The organism is Nonomuraea sp. NPDC001636 (genome assembly GCF_040298265.1).
GTDB lineage: Bacteria > Actinomycetota > Actinomycetes > Streptosporangiales > Streptosporangiaceae > Nonomuraea.
On sequence record NZ_JBEOZT010000047.1, the window covers coordinates 12,733 to 32,656 of the forward strand.

The window sequence follows — 19,924 nt, forward strand, 5'->3', positions numbered from 1 at the left end:
CCCGAGCGGATCTCCCCCGGCCTCAGTCGCTGAACCGTTCATGACGTTCACCTTCGCAGACCGCCCTGACACCGGGCCGTCGTCGTGCTGACATGGCCGCTGACACGAGCTGTGCGTCGCCGGGACTCGCCTGTGTTGTGCTGCGTGCACGCCCTCGGAGGCCGCGCACCTGTCGTGCCGGAGTTCACGGAAACGCGAAGCGTGAGCGCGTCAGTTGCCGAACTCCTCGGCGACTTTCTGATGGATGGCCTCCAGCTCGGGGGTGTAGACCCGATAGAAGTCCTTGCCGCACTCCAGATCGTCCAGAATCGCGCGCTTACCCGCCCTCTCCGCGGCGGCGGACTGCGCTGCCAGGTCCTCGCCGGATTTCAGCTCCTTGCCGAGGACCCGCTTGGCCGCGTCGACGATGCAGGCGTCCACGGCCTTCCAGTAGCTTGTTCTCTGCGCTGGGGAGAGCTTCGTCCAGATATCCCCGTTGGGGTCGGCCCCTGAGAGGTCGGGCATGAAGTCGGGGGCGTCCGGGCCCTTCAGGTAGACGTACACCGAGAAGACCCCGAAGCCGTACTTCGCCCGCTGAGCCTTCAACGCCTCATAGTCGCCGGCTCTGCGCTTGCGCTCGTCGTCGGTCATGGGATCTTCCGGTGGCACATAGGGGATGTACCTGAAGCCCTTCTGCTTCATGCAGTCCGCCTTGACGGATTCGAACTGGCGCCTCTTCTCCAGTGCCGTCGCGGCCGACTTCGACGGAGTGAAGCGCCTTCCCGGAGGGCTCGGCGTCACCCCCGCAGCCGTCGAGCACGATCGCCGCGGCCATCGCCAAGGCGGTCATTCTGATGGTGTCCATGGTCGGTCTCCCGTATTCAACGTCACGCGCGCACGCGAACGCCGAGGCAGGCGGTGGCCCGCCGGCGCAGCCGGTTCCTGGCCCATCGGCTGGACGGGCTGTCCGACGAGCCCCGGCCGGGCGTGCCGCGCACCATCACCGACGTCCAGGGGGAGGAGGTGGTGGTGCGCACCCTGGAGGAGGTGCCGGCCGGGTCCACGCACTGGTCCAAGCGGGAACTAGCCCGCCCGGTGGGCATCTCGCCGACCAGCGTGGCCAGCATCTGGCGGGCGTTCGGGCTCCAACCCTGGCGCACCCAGGACTTCAAGATCTCCACCGATCCGCTGCTGATCGACAAGACGTGGTCGGGCTGTATCTGGCCCCGGGCCGCCCATGCCGCGGTGTTCGCCGTCGACGAGAAACCGCAGATCCAAGCGTTGCAGCGGAGCGCACCGGCACTGCCGATGCTGCCCGGCGTGCCCGAGCGGCGCAGCTTCGACCACGTCCGGCACGGCACCGTCGATCTGTTCGCCGCGCTCAACACCGCCACTGGCAAAGTGATCGGCAAGCTGTCGGCCCGTCACCGTGCCGTCGACTTCCGCGACTTCCTGGACGAGATCGTCCGCCAGGTCGAGCCGGGCCTGGGAGCGGGGCAACTTCTGCTCCTTGGACGCTCTCAAGGCCGCGTCGGAGGAGTGGATCAAAGTCTGGAACGAGGACGCCAAGCCGTTCAGGTGGACCAAGACCGCCGACCAGATCCTCGACCGCATCTGCCGCTACTGCGACCGAATCTCAAAAACCGGCTCACTAGGGTGACGCAGCCGTGCGACGCCGGTCCCAACCCTCCCCCGGGACATCGGATCCGGGGACCCCGCGATGGGGACCATCAATCCGGTCGACACCATCCAGCCCACCACGCCGCCCATCTCCTTCGACCTGACCCAGCCGCTTGCCTGCCGGCGCTCTGTGGCCGGTGGGTCGAGCCCGTACCGCGACGTCCTCGAGGTGAAGGTCCACGCCGCCAGCTCATGCAGTGAGGATCACCATCGACCGGCCGTGGAACGGCTCATACGCGCCCATGGCGTGCGGAATCGGCGGACGGCCGTTGTCGATCAGGCCAGGGCTCCGAAGGACAGAGGCGGGGCGCGAGTGGGAACAGCTGCTGGTCAGCCTTCCCGCCGTCCAGGCGGCGGACCTGGCCGGGATCCTCGCTGGGCAGGCGCGCTCGCGTACGTTCACCGTGCCATCAGCCCCGGCTCAGAACCGGTAACGGAGAATGCGTGCCCCTTGGCGGGACAAGGCCGTGCTACGGGCGGTGAGACGGGTCAGCGCGCGTAGCGGTTGCGGGAACAGGGCTACTTCCGGTGCGCGGTTGAGGATCTGTTCCTCGATCAGTTTGAGGCTGGCGTCCCAGGACTCGGGTTCGTGCGGGTCGTCGAAGCCCCGGGCGGCTTCCATGCCGAGTGTCCTCATGATCGGGTGGTGCTTCATGGCCCAGGCGGCGAGGCGGGTGTAGCCGTTGAGCGCGAGTTCGCCCGAAGGGAAGTGGCCAGCCAGCTCGCGGACCAGGGCCTGGAAGGAGTCGCCGGGCATGAAGGGGAGCAGCCCTTCGGCGACGATCATCGCCGGGCGGTCATCGGGGATGGCCGTGAGCCAGTCGGAGCGGGTGAGGTTGGCTCCGACGAGGTGGGAGCGGCCGTGCAGGAGTGCGGATCGCAGACTCACCACTGCGGGAAAGTCGACGTCGTACCAGTCGACGCCCGGCGGCGGATCGCAGCGCCGCATCCTGGTGTCCAGGCCGCAGCCCAGGTCGAGCACCACGCATCCGGGGTGAGCGGCGACGAAGGCCCGGACGGCGTCGTCCAGCTTCCTGGAGCGCAGGGCCGTGGTGACGACGACGTTGGTCTTGACCTTCAGCTTGCCGAAGTCATAGTCGATTCTGCCGGCCAGGTCGGCGGAGAGCGTGTCGCCGAGGATCGGGCGGGGCAGTTCGGCGTCCCGGGCTCTGGCGTGGAGCGTGAGCAGGAGCGTTTCCTGGATCAGCCCGAGGTCGGGTTGCCAGCGGTACATGGTGATTCCTTAACGGCGTAACGGATGGCGGGCTGCGGAGTTCTGTGGCCATGTCGGGGAGTCGCGGCCGGCCTTGATGCGCTCGGTGCGGTGTCCCTCGCCGCCCGCGATGTCGAGCCCCAGCGCTTTCGGAGGTGTGGCAGCGTTGCTGCGACGCCGCGCGGGTGTCGTCCCGCCGCGTCCATGCACCCGGCCATGGCGGGGATCTCTGGCCCGCCTCCGGCCCCGGCGCGTTTCGTCAGTACATGAGGATCCACAGTTCGAGGTACGGGTCTCCCCACTTCACCGGGAACTCGACGCACTGGTGACCGCGGCCGGTCCGGGGGCACCTGTCGTACATGTCCATGCTGTAGTAGCGCGCGGCGCTCTCCCGGTGCGGTCCCATGGGCCGAGGACGTCGCGGCCGACGCCGGCGACCCAAAGACCGCGCTTCCACGAGCCACGGGTTCTCCGATCGTTGTGAGGCGAGCCGAAATGTCGCTGTCGACCCTCACATGATCAACCTCTTCATGTCGTTGGCACTGAACGCACGCTTCCTTCGACATCAACGCAATGTGGAGTTCCTGTAGCACTGACCGAGGGATTCAGGGCGTGCTGTCCGGAACATCATTCGCCGCCGTCTTCGCCCTCTTCACCAGAGCCTCTCCCCGCACGGAGAGCCGGTGGCCGACTTCCAGGCTCTCGGTCAGGCTGCGGCCTTTGAGTGTGCGGACGTCCCGTTTGAGGGCCTGGGTGTCGCGCCCGAGGTGCTGGGCGAGCTCGGCGGCGGCGGTCGCGGGCAGTTCGTGGATGAGGCGGAGCAGGTCGTGGGTCCAGGGGCCGCGGCGGGCGGCCTTATCGATGCCGGCCAGGCGGCGCTGTATTTTCGGCCGCCTGTTCGGCGTGCAGGTCGCTGCGTTCACGGAGCGCTGTCCGGGGGCCGGGCCGGCTATGCGCAGGCTGATCCGGTAGAGCTGTCCGTCGGGCCGCCGGGCCAGTTCCTTCCACAGGTCGTCGGGCGTGGCGTAGCCCGCGCGCCGGAGGTCCTGCGCGGTCACCTGGGCCTCGGTGATCTCCTCCACCGTGTCGATCGCCACGATGCCGACGGCGGTGCGCAGCAGGCTGCCCGGACGCACGGCGTTGCGCTGCCAGCGGCGGACGGCCAGCGTGAGGGCCCGTCCGCGATGCGCTCAAGGTCTCGGCGCTTGAACAGCATGGGAATCAGGCTAACGGCGGGTGCCTCCCGGCGACGTCGGCGCGGTGCGCCGAACGCCATGGCGGAGGTCGGGCTGTGCGGGCGTGATCCGTCGGTTGCCGGTGCCTGCAGCAGGTCTGGGAACCGTGTCGTAGCGCCGGGTGCGTGCGGCCGCCGGTGAGCGCGGTGGCGAGCTTGTCCATGGCGGACGCCGCGGACGGGCTCGTGGTGGGGCCGAGCGCGGTGAGGCTGGCCATCAGGGTGGCGATCTCGCGGAGGTCGAAGGCGATGGCGGGGATGCGGTGGTGCCGGTTGATGGCCACTCCTCCGCCGCGGCCGGTGGTGACGTCGATGGGGACGCCCGACTGTCGTAGCCGTTCGATGTCACGGGCGATGGTGCGCTTGGAGACGCCGAAGTCGCGGGCGAGGGTGCCGACGGTGATCCGATCGGCGGCGGCGTGGAGCCGTTCGATGAGGTGTTGCCGGCGCTCGACACTGCGGATCGTCAGGTGATTGTCGCGCGAGGCAACGGACTTTGCGGACGACTTCCTGGCGAAGGATCGTAACCAGGACACAAGCTTGTCCAGGTTCGTCGCTAGCGCGACACCTCATGAGCATGACCACCGTCGTGCACGCATTCGTCGACCGATACGCTCGCGCCCTGCTCGCCCGAGACGGGAAGACCATGGCCGACATATACGCGATACCGTCGTTGATCCTGTCCCCCCGGCCATCCCATCGCCGTGCCGGACGCCGGACAGAGCGAGGAGTTCTTCGCCGCCGCCCGGGGTCAGTACGACGGCGTGAACGACCTGGCGGCGGACATCACCCTGGTCGCCGAGACGGCTCACAGCGCCTGGGCCGACGTCACCTGGCGCCATGACGGAGCCGCCACCCAACGCCACCTCCATCAACTCATCGACACGGGGCGCAATGGAAGATCGCCGTACTGACGCCCCTCGGCCGATGAGCGCTCCGGCCTTCAGGATCGAGCCCGCGTCGGCGGACCACTTCGACGACGTCTCGATCATGCTCGCCCCCACAAGGCCGGGCACGACCGCCTGCTGGTGCCTGAGCCATCGCATCGACCCCGCGGTCAACCGCGAACTCGGCCCTGACGCACGGCCAGGCTACATGCGACGCCTGTGCCGGCAGCCCGTCGCGCCGGGCGTCCTGGCCCATGACGTCGATGAGGTCGTCGGCTGGGCCAGTGTCGCGCCCCGCGCCCGGGGTGTACTCCATCGCTCGCACCAGCAGGATCCCCAAGCTCGACGACGACCTCGCGATCTGGTCGATCTGGTGTCTCAACGTCCGCCCCGGCCACCGCGACCCGGGGTGGCGAAGGCGCTGACCGACGGCGCAGCCAGGTTCTCGCGCGGGCACCGCCCCGCGGCCGTCGAGGGCCACCCGGGCGACAACACCGGCAAGAAGATCGACACCATGCTGGCGTTCGTCGGTACGCGGTCTCTGTCCGAGTCCGCCGGCTTCGTCACGATCGCCGATACCGGATCGACGGCCGCCGGAGTGCCCCGCATCGTCATGCGACTCGCCGATTGAGGCCGCGCGGCCGCCGGCAGAGCTGATGATCCGTTGTTGCTCGACGAGCCGCTGGTCGGGATCTTAGGGCGCCACGTCGCGGGGATCGCCGAAGCCCTCGTTGGCGCGAGCTCTGATCGTCTTGATGGCCGGCACCACCTTGCGCACCCTCTGACCGGAAGGCTTGGAAAAGCCCAGCAGGCGGCAGCCTGATGAAGGTGGGGCTGGTTAGCCAGGGGTAGAGCCCGCCCATCGTCATGACCGCCACCGATCCGCCGGGACCGTCTCCAGCCAGTCACCCTCAGCGAGTACCGCGCGACAACCCCTACGGCCGTCCGTGAAGATCAGGCTTCTGATCCAACCTGATCATCACGAGCGGACGTTCTCACGTGCGGGCAGTTACAGCACCGCGATCATGGACACGTGCCGTCACGGCATCCTGCTCTTTTGCGCCAGAACCGCCTTCACGCAACGCCCGGCTGTGGTGGCGCGGACGAATAGCACCAAGAATTGCCATAGAAGGTGTCAGCGCTGTCGCCGTCCGACCCGCCGTCGTTGTCCGCCATCCAGAACCATTTGTGCAATCCCCGATAGGCGTCGTAAAGGGAGCCGTTGACGTAGTGGTTACCGGTGTTGTGGGAGTGGCCGTACGCCCGCTGTTTGGGGTCCCCGCCGGGGCTGTCGTTGATGGAGATCGGATCCGCGCTGCACCGGGTGTCCGCGTGCGCCGCTGTTGCGCCGCCCGCGACGACCATGGTCCCTGCGAGGGATACGGCCGCAGCCCCGAGGGCACCCCACCGCCTGAGTCTTCTTGTCATTCCCGTTCCCCTCATCCCATGAAATTCGTGACGTCGAATCCCGTTCGCTGGGATCCGACGTGCGCAGCCTAGTTGCGGTCGATCATGGAAGTCGTCAGCGCGGCGCGCACTGTGTTGTGGCAATGAGCGCACGACAGCGGACGGCGAGTTCGCCACAGCGCGATGGCGTTCAGGCCGATTGATGCCGCTCTCCACGACATGGCGCTGCCGGTAGAGGGCCGGCCTGACCGGGCGGCCGGCAGCCGGGGAGGTCTCGACGTCATCGTCGCGCGTGGCTGTCGTCCGCCTCTGGTGTGGCGCGGGTCAGGGCCTCGTGCCGATAGTCCTTGGGCGACAGGCCGTACTTGGCCCGGAAGGATTTGCTGAGGTCGGCGGCGCGGGTGAATCCCCAGCGGGCGGCGATGGCGTGGATGGGCTGCCCGGCCAGGCGGGGATCGGCCAGGTCGGCGCGGCAGTGCTCCAGACGGCGGCGGCGGATCCACTCTGTCAGCGTTGTGCCTTGACGCTGGAACAGCAGTTGCAGGTAGCGCACGGAGATGTGGTGCCGGTGGGCGATCGCGCGGGGTGTCAGGTCGGCGTCGGCGAGGTTGTGCTCGACGAACGCCCGGATGCGCGCCACCAGGGCGAACTGCCGGGTCTCGGGGGGCAGGCGGTCCTGTGCGTTCAGCCGGTGGGCGAGGAAGGCCAGGGCCAGGTCCAGCGTGGCGGCACCGAGCCGCCGTACCTCGGGTAAGGACATGGACCGCGCCTCGCGCACCAGCGTCTTGAGGTAGCCGGCCAGGATCGCGTCGACGCCGCCGTTCGCGGGCATCGCGTGGGCCAGGAGCGCGTCGACCTTGCCGGACGGCAGGGGCAGCTCGGATTTGGGCAGATGCACGATGATCGCCCGTGCCGGCCCCGGCCCGTCGAACGCGCCGCCCTGGTACGGGTGGGAGGTGTCCCACATCACCAGGTCGCCGGCCCCCATCCGGGTGTCGTTGCCGCCCTGGGAGATCCACATCGTGCTTCCCACGATCAGGGCGAGCTCGTACCTCTCGGGGTCGGAGCGGCGGATCAGCGCGGGTGTGCGCACGGAGCTGAGCGCGGGGAACGACATGGTCGTCACCTGGACGGTGTCCAGGTCGATCGCCCCGGCCGACGCCCGGAAGTCGGCGGCGTGGTCGCTGGTGATCTGGATGGGCGCCACGTCGTGGCTGATCAGGTCGCACCACCAGTCGAATCGCTGGTCGGGCGGCAGGTCCGTGCTGTGCAGGGTGACGATTCCCAATTTCACCTCTCATGACATGATCTCGAGCGTTCGAGACATACTCGGGTGTGACGAGAAGCCAGGCCGATGCGCCCCGCCGACCACATCATCGGCCATCCTGAGGCCGAGCCGGCCGACCGCAGCGGGGTGCGTGCCGGCGACCGTGCCGGCGACCGTGCCGCTGTCCGTGCCGCTGTCCGTGCCGCTGTCCGTGCCGCTGTCCGTGCCGCTGTCCGTGCCGCCGTTGCCCAGGAGCGGTCGAGTGCCGGGTCATCCGGTGGTGGCCTGGCGCCACGGGGTCCGTTTGGCGACGTGTCGGCGGAGGGCGCGGGCCTGCCGGGGCAGGTTACAGGTCATGGCGCCGATGACGTGGCCGTCCCTGCCGTACAGGCCGGCGAACCGGCCGGTGGCGGGGTCCCCGGCGACGACCTGGAACCGGGCGTCGCCGCCGGTGACGCCGTGGACCTGGATCTTCACGTCGTACTGGTCGGTCCAGCAGTAGGGCACGGGTGCGAAGGGGGCCTGGCCGCCGAGGAGCGTCCGGGCTGCGGCCGTGCCCTGTTCGGTGGCGTTCAGCCGGTGTTCGACGCGCAGGCGGCCGAAGCCGGGGTGCCGCCAGGAGGCGACGTCGCCGGCGGCGACCACGCCGGGTGCGGCCCGGCACCCCGTTCACCCGGCCGTCGTGGCCGGTCAGGCCGGTGACCAGGGTGCCGGGACGCAGACGGACGCCGTGCCTGGCGTGCAATCCGGCCAGCAGCCGCGCCACCCGGTCGCCGAGCCGGGCGATCAACGGCGCGCGGAGCGGATCGACCAGGGTGACGTCCAGGCCGAGCTGCCGGGCGGCGGCGGCGACCTCCGTACCAAGGAACCCCGCGCCGACGAGGACCACCGACCGCCTGAGCGCGGGCGGCGTGGGCGAAGCGGGTGTGCGTCGGCGAGGCGCTGACCGACGACGGGGCCGACTGGTTGTGGCCCACGCGGTCAGGACGGATCGGCGCGGCAGGTGAGATCGTCGGCGGGCAGGGTGCCGCTGGCGAAGTAGGTGTTCACGGCCGTCTCCACGCAGGTGTTGGGCAGGCGGCCGAAGACGCCGTGCATGCGCACGTCCCGTACGGTGACCAGGCGTGCGGCGGGCATCGCCCGGCGCAGGTTCACGCCCTCCTGATAGACCGTGCGGGTGTCGCCGGTGGCCTGGACGATCAGTGCGGGGACATTGTTGCCGACCTTGGTCGCGGGCTCGCGGGGAGTGGGCCAGAAGGCGCAGGCGGTGATGTTGTTCGCATACGGTCCGAACGCCGGCTGGGTGGCCCGGCTGCGCTGGATGGCGCGCCAGTACCGCTCGGGGTCGCGTGGCACTGCCGCATCGCCGCAGATGACGGCGGCCTGGCTGGAGTAGCCCTGCGGCTTGCCGTGCAGCGTGAACTGCAGTTCCTGTTCGAAGTCGTCGGTCGGGCGGACCGGCTTGCCCTCGGCGGCTTCGGTGAGCAGCCGCACCCGGGCGGCCAGACGGGCGTTCTCTCTGGCGTCGGGCAGCAGGGTGAAGATGACCATGGGCAGGAAGCGTTCGTCGACGAGATGTTCTCCGATGCGGATCGGGGCCTTGACCAAGCTCTCGACGCGGGCCCGCACCTGGCGTGCCGTCGCGCCGAGGTGGTATTCGGGGTCGCGCTTGGCGGTCCAGGCGGCCCAGTCGTCGAGCGCGGCCTCGTTGGCCGGTCCGCTGTTCCTGATCGACCCGGCCATGTACTGGGCCGGATCGATCGCGCTGTCCAGTACGAAGCGGTCGCTGCGCTGCGGGAACATCTGGGTGAAGACCGCGCCGAGGTAAGTGCCGTAGGACATGCCGAAGTAGGAGATCTTCGCCTCGCCGAGGGCGGCGCGGATGACGTCCATGTCCCGCGCGGTGTTCCGGGTGGTGATGTGGGCGATCCGGTCGCCTTCCCGCTGCGCGCACCGCTGCGCGAGATCGGCCTGCGTCTGTACGGCCCGGCGGAAGCTCGCCCGGGTCGGCCCGGCGGACCAGAGCATGTGCCCGATCGGCCAGCCGCAGTCGACCGGTGCGCTCCTGCCGACGCCGCGTGGATCCATGCCGATCAGGTCGTAGCGGGAGGTGACCTCGGGGGTCATCCGCTGACTGATGTAGCCCATGAAGTTCAGGCCCGCACCGCCGGGACCACCGGGGTTGGACAGCATGACGCCGCGCCGCTTGCCCGGGTCGGTGGCCTTGATGCGGGAGATCGCGACTTTGATCGTCTTGCCCTGCGGCTTGGAGTAGTCCAACGGGACCGTGATCTCGGCGCATTGGGCGCCCACATGGTCCAGGAGGGGGTCGCCGCAGGCCGCCCATTCGACGGGCTGGTCATAGAAACGGGTCAGGGCAGTGGTCGTGGGGCCTGGCAGGAGTGTGGTTCCCGTCAGCACTACGCCGACTAGGGCATGGGGGAGATTCATGTGGGACGTCCTTCATCGGGAATGCAAGCAACCATAGTTGACTAAATCCGGGATAGTCAACCTAAGTTGCTTATCTGGTGAAAGGCGGTCAGAGCGGGAGGAGTGGAGGAGAGCTATTCCCAGAGCAAGATCGAACAGATTCAACGCCTGGACGCCTGCACGATGAGCAACTCGTGTTGACTGACGCAGCCCCGTGGTCGTGGTCAACGTCAGCGCCGGGGAGGTGACCGTCGTTCCGCTGCCCCGCCTGACCGGCGGAGGCGGCCGACGCCCAGGTGGCCGGCCTCACCAAGGCGATCGACGCGCTCGGTGGGACTAGGACCAGCGAGTGGGCAGGGCTGGGGCTGCCGCACAGCAGCTGGGTCAGGTAACTGAATGGACCGGCCGAGTCGTCGAAGCGAAGGGGTTGCAGACCACGGTCCCGTTGGCGGGTGAACCCGCCGGTGCCAGCGCACGGGCGCGGCAGGCCGCGCGCGGCACGGGATCGGCGTGATAGTCCGGGTGGCCGGTGAGGAACGCGCAGGCCGAGTCCATCGCTTGCCGGTACAGGGCATCGGCCAGCGCGAAGCATCGGGGCCGAGCTGGCGGCGCAGATCGGCCCGGAACCGGGTCAGCCCGCTGTCCGGCAGCAGCGGCAGCGGCGTGGCGAGCGCCTCGGTGACCACAGCGGTGTCGGTGGACAAGTTGGAGCATCGCATCGGGCGCGATGGCGGTTCGGGCCGCACCGGGCGGCGCGCGCGGGCCTGCTCGAACAACGCCTGCACCTGTCCCAGCACGGTGAAGGTGGCGGCCGGCAGCACGTGGGCCAGGTCGATCAGGCTGTTGCTGGATGGGGTCGGATGCACGGTGATCCACCCGGCCGCCGGATCCTGGGCATTCAGCGCCTGCCGGGTCAGCCGGTGGTCGTCGGCGTGGTCCACGACGATGCTCACCACCGGCGCCCGCAGGTCCCTCGTGTCACCACCGGCGGTCATGGGCTGCCGCCGAGTTTGCTGAACACCCACTCCAGCACCTTGCGGTCAACTCGCGGCTGATCGAAGAGCGTCAGCGCCTCCACCGCCAGACGCGTGATGGTCACCCACATCCGGAAGTTGCCATGGGCCGCGCGGGCGTCGACCAAGGTCAGATCTGCAGGGGCGACGTGCGCCCAGACCGGATGGAAGGCGGGGATGACGGTCGCGACCTCCTCGCGCGACAGCCGCTGGAGCTCCTGCCAGATCGTCACCCGCGAGGCCAGCATCGGCTTGCTGCGCAGCACCTTGTAGCAGTTATGGCCGCCGACGAACACCAGGACGATCTTCGTATTCTTGTCGTCCCGCAAAAGCGCCACAGCTCGAAGCACTCAGCCGACAACCACTGGGCCTCATCACACACCAGGACCCGGAACTCGCCGCGCAGCTGCTGAAGGATCAGCCGGTCGAACTGGCCGGCACGGCGCGGCACCGGCCCGGCCATGCCCAGCGACTCAAAAGCGCCTCGCGGATATCACGCGGGTAGGGGTGGGCGCGAAAACGCACCCAGAACGTGCTCACCGGCGCAAGCTCCCGCAGCACGCCGCGGGTCAGGAACGTCTTGCCGACACCCGCCTCCCCGTACAGGCACAACATGCCCTGAAGTTTGATCACCTGGGCGAGGTTCTCCTTGATGATCAACGCGTCGCCGGTGACCACCGAACGGGCGCCGGGCAGCCGCAAGTGGTGATCGTCAGGTTCGTCGTTCGACCAGATCCGCTCCACGCTCATCCTCCTGCCGCATCGCCGGTCGACGGGTCTTCTGCGTGTTCGCCGGGCCGGACCCATCCGGCGACAGGCGGCGGCAGCGGGAGGCCGGAGGGGCGGGGCAGGTGACGCGGCAGCTGGTGGTAGGAGGCGTCCCTCACACCCGGCGCGGATCCATCGCCACAGGGTCCGCTCGCTGATCCCCATGCAGGAGCTCAGCAGGCGGACGTGCGCAGTGGTGAGCTCCTGACGCTCATCGAAGGCCAGAAGGCGGCGCATGGCGGGACCGCGGAGTTGATGGAGACTTCCCCATTCGAGGTGTCGACGTGTTCCCGCGATGCCGCTCCCTCGTGCCGACGGTGAGCACGCGTGCAGACGCGTTACCGCACTGGACAGTTCGGTCACATGCGCCAACATCCCGGATGGTAACTCCAGCAATCCAGACGATTCCATACCGTAACGATTGAAGCCAGGAAACTGGGACGGTGAGGAAATGCCCGACTACCCAGGGTCGCTCGCCTCGCGCTTGGCCGCCCGTTCCTCCATCCCGATGCCAGAATTGACTCCTATGAAGCGCCATCTGGGCTTACTGACAACCCGATGAGAATCGGTACTGGCAGAAGAATGAGAACTCTCACGCAGCCGGGCTTCCCGCGCGGAGAGGCCCCCTGGAGACTGGAGGAGTCGCCGATGAGCCCCGGCGGCGGACCGGCGCTACCTGACGTACGGCCTGAACCTGGAGCGACGGAACGTGCGTGAAGCCTTCGCCCAGGAACTGCGCTACGCCGTCGAACGGCTGCGGGCGCTCGACGGCAAGTTCGCCGATGCCGACGCCACGGTGTTCAGCGGCGACACCCGCCGGCTGCTGCACGCCGTCGACGAGTTGCACCGGCGGGCTGCGGAGCTGGACGCCCTCGACCGGCCGGCCGGCCTGATCGAGCAGGCACCGCCACCGACGGAACCCCACCTCGCCTGTCCCGACGAGCCGGTGGTGGAGACTCCGCCGACGTCTCCGCCGAACGGCACGGAAGGCTGAGCACGTGACGAAGGAAGTGTTCATGGCAGCACCTGGGCAGGCCCCGGAGCAGGTCAGCGACGCGTCACGCCGCCCCTCGCCCTTTACGACGGAGGGCGCGGGCACGCTGGAGTTCCGCTCGCGGCCGTGCGGGGGCGAGCGCGTGTGCGCGTGGCGGCGTGACGCGGATCTGACCGCCTACAGCGACAAGGACATCCGCAAGCTGATTCAGGCCAGCGAGGGCGACACCCGGGGCGGTGCCCACACCCTGGAGGTGGCCGAGCAGATGTTCGGCGGCCGCCGGATGTCCTGCCATCTGGACCAGCCGGACACCGCGCATCCGCTGCGGCTGTGCGCGGGCTGGCTGGCCGTCGTCGGCCCGCACCACGTCCGCGCCCGGCTCAGCGTGCTGGTTGGCCAGCTCCCGATCGAAGCCATTCACCCCGACACCACCACCTGGCCGCCGCTGGTGTTCGACCTGGAGGAACTCCTGGAGCGCCGTGCCGCCCAGCTGGCCGCGCGGGGGCCCGGCCAGGCCACGCCTGGCGAGCCCGATGCCGATGCCGTGGACAGCCCGACAGGCCGAACGGCGGGAGCCCGCCCGTGACGGGACAGCAGATGGGCCGCGAAGAAGAGGTGCTCGTTCCCACCACGGTGTGGCGTCCCGGCGCGAGCACCGTCCCGCCTGCCGCATCGACGGTCGCGGGCTCCGGCGGGTTCGGCGGCAGAGCCGTCGGCCCGCTCGGCCGGGCGGGCGAGCCGCCGCTGCCGCCGCCGGCGCCGCTGGTGGCCTCGGTCGGCGACATCGCCGGGCTGCGTCCCCGGCGCCGGCCGCGTGACGGCGGTGAGGTGCCCGGCGCCGACGTCGACCTCATCGACGCGCTGCCCCGCGACGACGACCCGGCGACGCACCAGCGGGCCGGCTGGCCAACGGTGGCGGCCTGGCTGCGCGCGGGCAAGACCGCCGCCACCCGCCGCGACCGGCTGGCCGTGGTGGCCAAGTTCGTCCGGTGGTGGGCACTGACCGCGCCGGGCGCCGGGCTGTGGCAGGTCACCGAGGACGTCGTGGTCGCCTACCTCGACCAGCTCGGCACCGGCAGCGGCGCCGCCGCCGATCTGAACCGCGGCGGCAAGGCGCTGGCCCCGGCCACGCTGGCCTGGCACCTGTCCAACCTCAAATCGCTGTACGGCTATGCCGCCCGCCGCCAGGTGATCGGCCACAGTCCGGCCCAGTGGGTCGAGGCGCCCGAGGTCGGCAAGGTCGGCACCACCCCCGCCCTCGACCTGACCGACGGCACCACCCTGTTGCGCGGCGCCCAGGCCATCGCCGCCAAGCATCCGGCCGACGCCGCCGCGGTGGCCTTGCTGACCATCACCGGCATGCGCGCCGGCGAACTGGAGAGCCTGACCGTCGGACGGGTGGAACGCTCGGCCGGCCACTGGGTGATCCGCTTCCGGCTCAAGGGCGGCGCCGTCATCGTGGTGCCGCTGCCCGAGGTGGCCATGGCGTTGCTGCGGCCGCTGACGGCCGGCCGCAAGTCGAACGACCTGCTGCTGCAGCGCGCCGACGGCCGCAGCTTCGACCGCTGGCGACAGCAGACCGCGCTACGCCGCGCCGCCCGCGCCGCCGGCCTGGACGTGGCCAAGCTGACCCCGCACATGCTCCGCGCCACCGCCGCCACCCTCCTCCTCGCCGCAGGCGTCCCGGTGGAGGACGTCCAGAAGCTGCTGGGCCACGCCTCCCCCGTCACCACCCAGCGCTACGACCGCGGCGAAGCGCAGCTGAACGAGCACGCCGTACACCGGCTCGCCGAACTACTCACCCAGCAACCCCCTTCCGCCCCCGGTCAGGCCGCCGGCGCGCCGCCACACGATCCGCCCAGCCACGACCCCAGCTCCCCAGCGGACCTTGTGCAACAAGAGTCCGCCCTGACCTCCCCGACCGGCGGGCCACCGCCTGCGGGCGAGGCCCCCGCGCCCACGTTCACCGACGCTGTGGCGGCAGCTGCGGCACAATCACTTGAGTCCTGACGGATTGGACGTCCTCGTGCCCTACACCGAGAATCCCGGACGTGACCACTGGTCGCGAGCCCAGCCGAGCGTGGCCGAAGGGTTCTGCCCGGAGTGCCTGCAGCCCCTCACTTTCCGGACCCTGACTGTGTCGGCGCCGGACGGTCAGGCGCGGCAGGTCGCGATCCCTGAGTGCGTGCCCTGCGAGGTGGAATGGATGCCTCGCCACCTGTTCGAGCCGGACGCCCAGGAGTGGGTGCGCTTCCAGCGCATGGAAAGCGTCCTGGACACGGTACGCGGGCAAGACCCACCCGGCGCCGAAGCCTGAGAAGGCCCCGCTGGCATCTGCCCGGCACGACGAAGGTGCATGACCTTGCTGAAGAGAGAAGGCGAACGTGGCTGGCACCGACCTCGCGCCCTGTCAGGTCTGCGGTGAACCGCTGGATGCCTGCACCGAGCAGCGACGGCTGACCTTTGAGCGGTGCTGCCCCGCGTGCCGAACCCGGGCGACGCACATGGCGGCCGAGCACCAGGCGGGTAACGACGACGGCTCACGAAGCCGTGCTGACCTGGCCTTGATTCGCACCCTGGTCGACATCGACGACGGACATCTGAGCCTGTGGATCAGCGGCCGCTTCTTCGACCAGCACACCGGCAGGCCGCTCGATCCCCCGCAGATCGACGTCATGCCGGACCGGCAGCCCTACCACGGCGTTCCCGACCCGGACGGAGCCTGGTGGAGCACCCTGGTGGACAGAGGCTGGCTGGAGATGCCAACCCCCGGCACCCACCCCATGCGGTACCGCGTCTCTGAGACCGGGCAGGCCGCCTTGCAGGCCGCCCGCCGCGACGGCACCGTGCGCCCCCGCCCGCCGCTTGCCGGCGGCAGGGGAACGCCGGCCAATAATCCGCTCCCTCCGGAGGGATGACCGTCGTGACCACTGTGCAGGATGTGACGAAGGCACCGCCGCCCAGCGAGGTGTGGCGGCGTCAGGACGCCGCCATGCACGCCTCCGGCGTGGATGCCTGCCCCGCGGGGTGGCCACGCCCGCGCGTGCACGGGCTGCCGTGGATCACCCCAGTGCTGGATGGCGTGGTGTACTGGACACAGATTCATGGCGGCCGGCTGCTGCGCTGCCAGCAGGCTCACCTGTGTCAGGTGTGCGGGGAGCGTCTGCCTGAGCGGATGCTGGTGCTGGCGGACCTGGACGGTGAGCTCGTCACCGATGCCGGGGTGCACCACCGTTGCGCGCTGCTGGCGCTGACCGTGTGCGAGGGTCTGTCCCCACACCTGCTGCTGGCCGAAATGACTCTCGCCGACGTGCGTCACGAGGGTCGGCCGCTGCCCGATCCGCTTCCCGACCGGTGGCTGCGCTGGGACCTGGCCCCGCACGCCGTGGCGAGCGCAGCGCGGGTTGGCACCCTCGAGGCCTCGCGGCTGCTGAAGTTGTCCGCCCACCGGCACTCCCTCGGGGCTGAGCAAAAGGAGCAGGAGACCGAATGATCCACCGACAGCAGCGCCCTCGACAGCGCGTACGTGGCCAACTGGCGGCTCAAGGCCGATGACCGTGGCCGCCTGCGTGTGGCCTGCACCCGCCTGCCGTCGGCCAGCCCCGATCCTTATCAGGAGCAGGAAGACCTGCAGCGCGAAGGCGACCTCACTGCACTCATCCAGAACCTGGCCGACGATGCGGCCAGGCTGAGCTGGACCGCCCTGGTCCGGCGTCTGAGACGCCGGCCGAAGCCAGAACGCTCCCCACGCACCGCACGCGATGTCTGATCTGCCAACCCCTGCACCTAGTGTGTGCGGCCCTGCGCCGAGCAGCGACGACTCCACCCTCCCGCCGCGCGCACCGTCGGCCCGTGCCCCTGCTTCGGCGCGACGCACCGCTCGGAGCCTTCACACTCGAGCAGTTCGACGTCATGCGTGTCACCGGCCTTCGAGGAGGCTGAGTGCAGAAATTAGTGGTAGCGACCTGGGGCTTCTTCGCCTGTTAGTGATCCGTGACGTGATGGCCGGGGACCTCCTACAACCCCGCCAAGCCACCCGCTCAGCTGATCAGTGGGTACGGCGGCGGGGCGCGAGGAGCTCGGTGACCTTGGCGATGGCCTCAGGTCCCTCGACGGACGCAAAGCCGACATCCTGTCCTCGCGCAGCAACAGGATCACCGCCACCCGCTCGGCCGCCGACGGCGGCTAACGCCGCTGCCCCGAGACGCGTTCGGGCGCCGGGCCCTGCACGCGGCTCGCCGTCCCGGGCCTGGACGCGGCTCAGCGTCCCGCGCCCGCCGTGAACGCCAGGATCGCCTCGGAGATGAGCTCGGGCGAGTCGAGGGTCGGGAAGTGCGTGGGACCGCCCAGCCAGCGCGGCTGGAACCACGGGTGCCGGGCGCTGAACGCGCGCTGCTCCCGGCGATGAGCCAGGTCGCCGGGCTGTGAGAACAGGTGCGCGATGGGCCGTTCCTCCTTGATCGCCAGCATTCGCTCCAGCGGCGAGCCCCACCGGGCGTACGCCGCCTCGATCACCCGGCAGGACCTGGTCCACATCTCCTCCTCGAAGCCGGCCATCTCCTCCTCCAGGTGGCGCCGCACGTCCGGGCTGTCGGAACGGTCGAGCCAGATGTCGAACAACCCCTGGCGTCCCTCCCTCCAGGTGTCCGGGTGGTAGCCGGTCCGCAGGCCCGCGACGAACTCCGGCGAGGCCCGGCCCACCAGCCAGTCCACGACCACGACGCGGGGCACGCGCCCGGCGCCCAGCCGGTCGGCGAGTTCGAGGTTGGCCCAGCCGCCGTGCGACGTCGACACGGGGACGACCTGCCGCACCGCCAGCTCGTCCACCAGGGCGACGGCGTCGTCGGCCATCTCGGCCGGCCCGAAGTCGTCCGCGACGGCCCGCCGCCTGCCGTGCCCGCGCCAGTCCATGCGGATGACCTGGCGCTCCTCGGCCAGGATCGGCAGGACGCGGGAGAACAGCCGATGATCCTGGCACCAGCCGCTCAGCAGCAGCAGCGCGGGCTCGTCGGTCGCGGTTCCCGTGACGTCGAAGTCGATCTCTTGGCCGTTCAGTGTTGTCGTCCTCATGGCAACACACCCTCGCCCCCGGAGGCGTTCCGGACAAATACCTATCCGGGGTGCCGGTATGACAGTGCCGGTATACGGAACGCTCGAAGCGGTATTGGTCCTTCTGCCGCGGCCCGGCTGATGATTCGGTCAACACCCCCGACGCCGTACCGGAGCGATCCATGACCCAGCAGGTCCTTGACGCCGTCCGCGAGTTGCTGCCGATCCTGCGTGAGCGGGCCCAGAAGACCGAGGACGCCCGCGTGGTGCCAGAAGCCTCCATCCAGGCCCTGCGCGACAGCGGTTTCTTCCGGCTGCTGCAGCCGGCCAGGTACGGCGGTCACGAATCCGACCCCGTGACGTTCTACACCGCGGTCCGGATGATCGCCGGCGCCTGCGGGTCGACCGGCTGGGTCGCCTCCGTGCTCGGCGCCCACCAGTGGCACGTCGCGACCTTCCCCGCCCAGGCCCAGGACGACGTCTGGGGGAAGGACCCCGGCGCGCTGGTCTCCTCCGCCTACGCCCCCGTCGGCCGGGCAAGCGCCGTCGAGGGCGGATACCGGCTGTCGGGCAGGTGGAGCTTCTCCTCGGGCGTCGACCACGCCGACGCGGCCATCCTCGGCGGCCTGATCCTCGCCGACGACGGCGCGCCCGTCGACTGGGCGGCCTTCCTGGTGCCCGCGCGCGACTACACCGTGCACGACGTCTGGCGCACCGTCGGGCTGCGCGGCACGGGAAGCAACGACGTGGACGTCCAGGACGTGTTCGTCCCCGCGCACCGCGTGCTCAGCTTCGCCGACTCCTTCCGCTGCGTCTGCCCGGGGCAGGAGGTCAACACCGGCCCGCTGTACCGGATCCCGCTGTACTCGCTGATGACCACCACGATCACCACGCCGCTGGTCGGCATGGCCACCGGGGCGTACGACGCGCACGTCGCCCACCAGCGGGAGCGGGTCCGGGTCTTCGCCGGACAGAAGGTCAAGGACGACCCGTTCGCCAAGGTGCGCGTGGCCGAGGCCGCCAGCGAGATCGACGCCTCCTGGCTCCAGCTCACCCGCAACATCACTGACGTCTACGACGCCGCCCGCGCGGGGGAACCCGTGCCGACCACGCTGCGGCTGCGGTTGCGGCGCGACCAGGTACGCGCCTCCGAGCGGTGCATCGCCGCCCTGGACCGACTGTTCGAGAACTCCGGCGCGGGGGCGCTCGCGGACGACACGCCGATCCAGCGCTTCTGGCGCGACGCCCACGCCGCCCGAGTGCACGTGGCCAACGACCCCGAGGCGGCGCTCAAGCTGTACGGCGACGGCGAGTTCGGCGAGACCGTCACGGCGGGCATGCTGTGACGCCCACGCCGGGCGCGCCGGACGTCCACCGCGACGAACCCCCGGCGGTCGGCCATGCGGCCTTCCGGCACGTCCTCGGTCACTTCTGCACGGGCATCGCCGTGATCACCGCACTGGACAGGACGCGGCCCGTCGGCTTCGCCTGCCAGTCCTTCGCCGCGCTCTCCCTGGACCCGCCCCTGGTGCTCTTCTGCCCGGCGAAGACCTCCGGCACCTGGCCGGCGATCCGGCGGGCCGGCCGCTTCGCCGTCAACCTGCTCGGCCACGACCAGCGCGACCTCAGCTCCCTGTTCGGCCGCAGCGGCGGCGACAAGTTCACCGCCGCGCCCTGGCACCCTTCCCCCGGCGGCGCGCCGCTGCTCGACGGCGCGCTGGCCTGGGTGGACTGCGAGGTGCACGCCGTGCACGACGGCGGCGACCACCACATCGTCGTCGGCCGCGTGCATGACCTGGCGGCCGGCGCCGCAGAGCGCCCGCTGCTGTTCTACCGCGGCGGCTACACCGTCACCGAACCCCCCGCCGGGCCCGCCGCGGCCCAGCCGGGCTTCCTCACCTGGGCGGCCGCCGGCGAATGGCACTGACCGGACGGCCGCAGAACCCCGCCGACGTCCCGGGCGCCCCGCCCGGACGGCGCCCCATCACATCTCCCGGAGGTAG

At 70.2% G+C, this 19,924-nt stretch carries 24 protein-coding genes and 1 pseudogene; 11 read left to right on the top strand and 14 right to left on the bottom strand.

Annotated elements, in window-relative coordinates:
* Nucleotides 1-210: 210 nt before the first annotated feature.
* The gene (locus ABT158_RS47550; RefSeq protein ID WP_352365480.1) at nt 211-681 is read right to left on the bottom strand and encodes a hypothetical protein; all 471 of its coding nucleotides are present in this window, start codon (nt 679-681) and stop codon (nt 211-213) included.
* A gap of 216 nt (nt 682-897) precedes the next feature.
* Here ABT158_RS47550 and ABT158_RS47555 point away from each other — a divergent pair, with 216 nt between their 5' ends.
* On the top strand, nt 898-1,860 hold the full coding sequence (locus ABT158_RS47555; protein ID WP_352365482.1) for an IS630 family transposase: 963 nt from the start codon (nt 898-900) through the stop codon (nt 1,858-1,860).
* 220 nt (nt 1,861-2,080) lie between these two features.
* Here the strand turns inward: ABT158_RS47555 and ABT158_RS47560 are convergent, their stop codons facing one another.
* The 4 genes from ABT158_RS47560 to ABT158_RS47575 all read right to left on the bottom strand — a co-directional run bounded on the left by ABT158_RS47560 (nt 2,081) and on the right by ABT158_RS47575 (nt 4,642).
* The gene (locus ABT158_RS47560) at nt 2,081-2,893 is read right to left on the bottom strand and encodes a class I SAM-dependent methyltransferase (RefSeq protein ID WP_352365484.1); all 813 of its coding nucleotides are present in this window, start codon (nt 2,891-2,893) and stop codon (nt 2,081-2,083) included.
* Between the two features lie 238 nt (nt 2,894-3,131).
* Nucleotides 3,132-3,278, bottom strand: a complete 147-nt coding sequence (locus ABT158_RS47565; protein ID WP_352365486.1) for a hypothetical protein — start codon at nt 3,276-3,278, stop codon at nt 3,132-3,134.
* 199 nt (nt 3,279-3,477) lie between these two features.
* Nucleotides 3,478-4,008 carry a hypothetical protein gene (locus ABT158_RS47570; protein WP_352365488.1) on the bottom strand — a complete coding sequence of 177 codons (531 nt, stop codon included), beginning with the start codon at nt 4,006-4,008 and terminating at the stop codon, nt 3,478-3,480.
* A gap of 85 nt (nt 4,009-4,093) precedes the next feature.
* Nucleotides 4,094-4,642: a helix-turn-helix transcriptional regulator gene (locus ABT158_RS47575; RefSeq protein WP_352365490.1), complete on the bottom strand. Its 549-nt coding sequence runs from the start codon at nt 4,640-4,642 to the stop codon at nt 4,094-4,096.
* A gap of 168 nt (nt 4,643-4,810) precedes the next feature.
* Between ABT158_RS47575 and ABT158_RS47580 the strand changes: the two genes are divergently transcribed.
* Both ABT158_RS47580 and ABT158_RS47585 read left to right on the top strand, forming a co-directional pair.
* A complete protein-coding gene (locus ABT158_RS47580) occupies nt 4,811-5,020 on the top strand; it encodes a hypothetical protein (protein ID WP_352365492.1) in 210 nt (69 codons plus the stop codon).
* 13 nt (nt 5,021-5,033) lie between these two features.
* On the top strand, nt 5,034-5,624 hold the full coding sequence (locus ABT158_RS47585; RefSeq protein ID WP_352365494.1) for a GNAT family N-acetyltransferase: 591 nt from the start codon (nt 5,034-5,036) through the stop codon (nt 5,622-5,624).
* Nucleotides 5,625-6,067: 443 nt separating this feature from the next.
* On the opposite strand, the gene ABT158_RS47590 is transcribed toward ABT158_RS47585, so the two are convergent.
* From ABT158_RS47590 to ABT158_RS47625, 8 genes and pseudogenes are all read right to left on the bottom strand, one after another.
* The gene (locus tag ABT158_RS47590; protein ID WP_352365496.1) at nt 6,068-6,421 is read right to left on the bottom strand and encodes a hypothetical protein; all 354 of its coding nucleotides are present in this window, start codon (nt 6,419-6,421) and stop codon (nt 6,068-6,070) included.
* A 259-nt stretch (nt 6,422-6,680) separates the two neighbouring features.
* Nucleotides 6,681-7,694: an AraC-like ligand-binding domain-containing protein gene (locus tag ABT158_RS47595; protein WP_352365498.1), complete on the bottom strand. Its 1,014-nt coding sequence runs from the start codon at nt 7,692-7,694 to the stop codon at nt 6,681-6,683.
* Nucleotides 7,695-7,937: 243 nt separating this feature from the next.
* Nucleotides 7,938-8,312 carry an oxidoreductase C-terminal domain-containing protein gene (locus ABT158_RS47600; RefSeq protein ID WP_352365500.1) on the bottom strand — a complete coding sequence of 125 codons (375 nt, stop codon included), beginning with the start codon at nt 8,310-8,312 and terminating at the stop codon, nt 7,938-7,940.
* Nucleotides 8,313-8,340: 28 nt separating this feature from the next.
* Nucleotides 8,341-8,733: pseudogene (locus tag ABT158_RS47605) on the bottom strand (FAD-dependent oxidoreductase); the annotation flags it as partial.
* Nucleotides 8,649-9,947, bottom strand: a complete 1,299-nt coding sequence (locus ABT158_RS47610) for an alpha/beta hydrolase (RefSeq protein ID WP_352365502.1) — start codon at nt 9,945-9,947, stop codon at nt 8,649-8,651. The pseudogene ABT158_RS47605 and the gene ABT158_RS47610, both read right to left, overlap by 85 nt.
* 380 nt (nt 9,948-10,327) lie before the next feature.
* Nucleotides 10,328-11,050 (bottom strand): hypothetical protein, encoded by a 723-nt coding sequence (locus ABT158_RS47615; RefSeq protein WP_352365504.1) that lies wholly within the window; start codon nt 11,048-11,050, stop codon nt 10,328-10,330.
* A gap of 38 nt (nt 11,051-11,088) precedes the next feature.
* A complete protein-coding gene (locus tag ABT158_RS47620; RefSeq protein ID WP_352365506.1) occupies nt 11,089-11,439 on the bottom strand; it encodes a hypothetical protein in 351 nt (116 codons plus the stop codon).
* Between the two features lie 88 nt (nt 11,440-11,527).
* Nucleotides 11,528-11,854 carry an AAA family ATPase gene (locus ABT158_RS47625; RefSeq protein WP_352365508.1) on the bottom strand — a complete coding sequence of 109 codons (327 nt, stop codon included), beginning with the start codon at nt 11,852-11,854 and terminating at the stop codon, nt 11,528-11,530.
* Between the two features lie 733 nt (nt 11,855-12,587).
* Here ABT158_RS47625 and ABT158_RS47630 point away from each other — a divergent pair.
* The 6 genes from ABT158_RS47630 (at nt 12,588) to ABT158_RS47655 (ending at nt 16,641) form a co-directional block, all read left to right on the top strand.
* On the top strand, nt 12,588-12,872 hold the full coding sequence (locus tag ABT158_RS47630) for a hypothetical protein (RefSeq protein ID WP_352365510.1): 285 nt from the start codon (nt 12,588-12,590) through the stop codon (nt 12,870-12,872).
* Between the two features lie 22 nt (nt 12,873-12,894).
* Nucleotides 12,895-13,458 carry a DUF6283 family protein gene (locus tag ABT158_RS47635; protein ID WP_352365512.1) on the top strand — a complete coding sequence of 188 codons (564 nt, stop codon included), beginning with the start codon at nt 12,895-12,897 and terminating at the stop codon, nt 13,456-13,458.
* Nucleotides 13,455-14,882 carry a tyrosine-type recombinase/integrase gene (locus tag ABT158_RS47640; RefSeq protein ID WP_352365514.1) on the top strand — a complete coding sequence of 476 codons (1,428 nt, stop codon included), beginning with the start codon at nt 13,455-13,457 and terminating at the stop codon, nt 14,880-14,882. The genes ABT158_RS47635 and ABT158_RS47640 overlap by 4 nt, the downstream gene beginning before the upstream one ends.
* A gap of 374 nt (nt 14,883-15,256) precedes the next feature.
* Nucleotides 15,257-15,790 carry a hypothetical protein gene (locus ABT158_RS47645; protein WP_352365515.1) on the top strand — a complete coding sequence of 178 codons (534 nt, stop codon included), beginning with the start codon at nt 15,257-15,259 and terminating at the stop codon, nt 15,788-15,790.
* Between the two features lie 5 nt (nt 15,791-15,795).
* Nucleotides 15,796-16,365: a hypothetical protein gene (locus ABT158_RS47650; protein ID WP_352365517.1), complete on the top strand. Its 570-nt coding sequence runs from the start codon at nt 15,796-15,798 to the stop codon at nt 16,363-16,365.
* A 33-nt stretch (nt 16,366-16,398) separates the two neighbouring features.
* Complete coding sequence (locus ABT158_RS47655; RefSeq protein ID WP_352365519.1) at nt 16,399-16,641, top strand: hypothetical protein; 243 nt, start codon at nt 16,399-16,401, stop codon at nt 16,639-16,641.
* A gap of 491 nt (nt 16,642-17,132) precedes the next feature.
* Here ABT158_RS47655 and ABT158_RS47660 read toward each other — a convergent pair whose 3' ends face one another.
* Nucleotides 17,133-17,942, bottom strand: a complete 810-nt coding sequence (locus ABT158_RS47660) for an alpha/beta fold hydrolase (protein ID WP_352365521.1) — start codon at nt 17,940-17,942, stop codon at nt 17,133-17,135.
* A 161-nt stretch (nt 17,943-18,103) separates the two neighbouring features.
* Here ABT158_RS47660 and hsaA point away from each other — a divergent pair, with 161 nt between their 5' ends.
* Together hsaA and hsaB are read left to right on the top strand one after the other, a co-directional pair.
* Nucleotides 18,104-19,267, top strand: a complete 1,164-nt coding sequence (gene hsaA / locus ABT158_RS47665) for a 3-hydroxy-9,10-secoandrosta-1,3,5(10)-triene-9,17-dione monooxygenase oxygenase subunit (protein WP_352365523.1) — start codon at nt 18,104-18,106, stop codon at nt 19,265-19,267.
* A complete protein-coding gene (hsaB, locus tag ABT158_RS47670) occupies nt 19,264-19,848 on the top strand; it encodes a 3-hydroxy-9,10-secoandrosta-1,3,5(10)-triene-9,17-dione monooxygenase reductase subunit (protein WP_352365525.1) in 585 nt (194 codons plus the stop codon). The genes hsaA and hsaB overlap by 4 nt, the downstream gene beginning before the upstream one ends.
* The last annotated feature ends 76 nt before the right edge of the window (nt 19,849-19,924 follow it).

What these genes read in the sequence shown, in the direction of transcription:
- ABT158_RS47550 (WP_352365480.1), bottom strand. Translation starts at nt 681, where the DNA reads ATGAAGCAGAAGGGCTTCAGGTACATCCCCTATGTGCCACCGGAAGAT.
- ABT158_RS47560 (WP_352365484.1), bottom strand. Translation starts at nt 2,893, where the DNA reads ATGTACCGCTGGCAACCCGACCTCGGGCTGATCCAGGAAACGCTCCTG.
- ABT158_RS47565 (WP_352365486.1), bottom strand. Translation starts at nt 3,278, where the DNA reads ATGGGACCGCACCGGGAGAGCGCCGCGCGCTACTACAGCATGGACATG.
- ABT158_RS47585 (WP_352365494.1), top strand. Translation starts at nt 5,034, where the DNA reads ATGAGCGCTCCGGCCTTCAGGATCGAGCCCGCGTCGGCGGACCACTTC.
- ABT158_RS47590 (WP_352365496.1), bottom strand. Translation starts at nt 6,421, where the DNA reads ATGACAAGAAGACTCAGGCGGTGGGGTGCCCTCGGGGCTGCGGCCGTA.
- ABT158_RS47635 (WP_352365512.1), top strand. Translation starts at nt 12,895, where the DNA reads ATGGCAGCACCTGGGCAGGCCCCGGAGCAGGTCAGCGACGCGTCACGC.
- ABT158_RS47660 (WP_352365521.1), bottom strand. Translation starts at nt 17,942, where the DNA reads ATGAGGACGACAACACTGAACGGCCAAGAGATCGACTTCGACGTCACG.
- hsaA (WP_352365523.1), top strand. Translation starts at nt 18,104, where the DNA reads ATGACCCAGCAGGTCCTTGACGCCGTCCGCGAGTTGCTGCCGATCCTG.